The 1,184-nt window shown below is 75.9% G+C and carries 1 protein-coding gene; it reads left to right on the top strand.

What is annotated here, in order from left to right:
• Window positions 1–1,176, top strand: a 1,176-nt coding sequence (locus MTQ10_RS30635; RefSeq protein ID WP_247474039.1) for a resuscitation-promoting factor, incomplete at its 5' end; no start/stop codon positions are given.
• Between the last annotated feature and the right edge of the window lie 8 nt (window positions 1,177–1,184).

Raw genomic sequence — 1,184 nt, 5'->3', positions numbered from 1 at the left:
CCCGCCGACCCCGCGCCGCTGCCCCGGCAGGACCGGCGCGGCACCCGCCGACGCAGGGCGCGCACACCGGAGCGAGGGGATGGCTCCGTGCGCCGCCTGCTGCCCCGGGCGCTGGTCGTCGCCTTCCTCGCCGGCGGCACCACCGCCTTCGTCGCCAAGGACAAGGCGGTCGAACTCAGCGTGGACGGCGCCCGCCCCCGCACCCTGCACACCTTCGCCGACGACGTCGCCGGCCTGCTCGAAGAGGAAGGCGTGCGGGTCGGACCGCACGACGTCGTCGCCCCCGGCCCCGACGCGGAACTCACCAGCGGCGACGAGGTCGTCGTCCACTACGCCCGCCCCGTACGCCTCACCCTCGACGGCCGCCGGCACGAGGTGTGGACGACCGCGCACACCGTCGAGGGCGCGCTCCGGCAGCTCGGCGTGCGCGCCGAGGGCGCCTACCTGTCCGCCTCCCGCTCCCTGCCGATCGGCCGCGCCGGCCTCGCCCTCGACGTGCGCACCGAACGCACCGTCACCGTCATGGCCGACGGCCGCGCCCGCACCATCCGCACCAACGCCGCCACCGTCCGCGACGCCGTCGAGGAAGCCGGCGTCACCCTGCGCGGCCAGGACACCCTGTCCGTGGCGCCCGACAGCTTCCCGCGCGAAGGACAGACCGTCACCGTCCTGCGGATCACCTCCTCCCGCGAGACCCACGACGAGGCCATCCCCTACGAGGTGCGGCGCACCCCCGACCCCACCCTGTTCCAGGGCGCCGAGGTCGTCGAGCAGACCGGACGCCCCGGCCTGCGCCGGGTCACCTACGCCCTGCGCACCGTCAACGGCGTACGGCAGAGGCCGCACCGCATCGGCAGCGAGGTGGTCCGCGCCCCGCGCGCCCAGGTGGTGAAGGTCGGCACCAAGCCCCTGCCGGTCTCTCCCGCCGGCGCCGACGGCCTGAACTGGAAGGCCCTCGCGGCCTGCGAGTCCGGCGGCCGGCCGAACGCCGTCGACCCGTCGGGCACCTACGGCGGGCTCTACCAGTTCGACGCCCGCACCTGGCACGCCCTCGGCGGCAAGGGCCGCCCCCAGGACGCGCCGGCGGCCGAGCAGACGTACCGCGCGAAGAAGCTGTACACGCGCCGCGGCGCCGCCCCCTGGCCGCACTGCGGCGCGTGTACCTGTCTCTTATAACCATCTCC

It is taken from the genome of Streptomyces sp. XM83C (assembly GCF_023072675.1).
Taxonomy (GTDB): domain Bacteria; phylum Actinomycetota; class Actinomycetes; order Streptomycetales; family Streptomycetaceae; genus Streptomyces; species Streptomyces thermocoprophilus.
The sequence above is the reverse complement of the archived record's forward strand: the minus strand, read 5'-3'. Positions and strand labels throughout refer to the sequence as shown.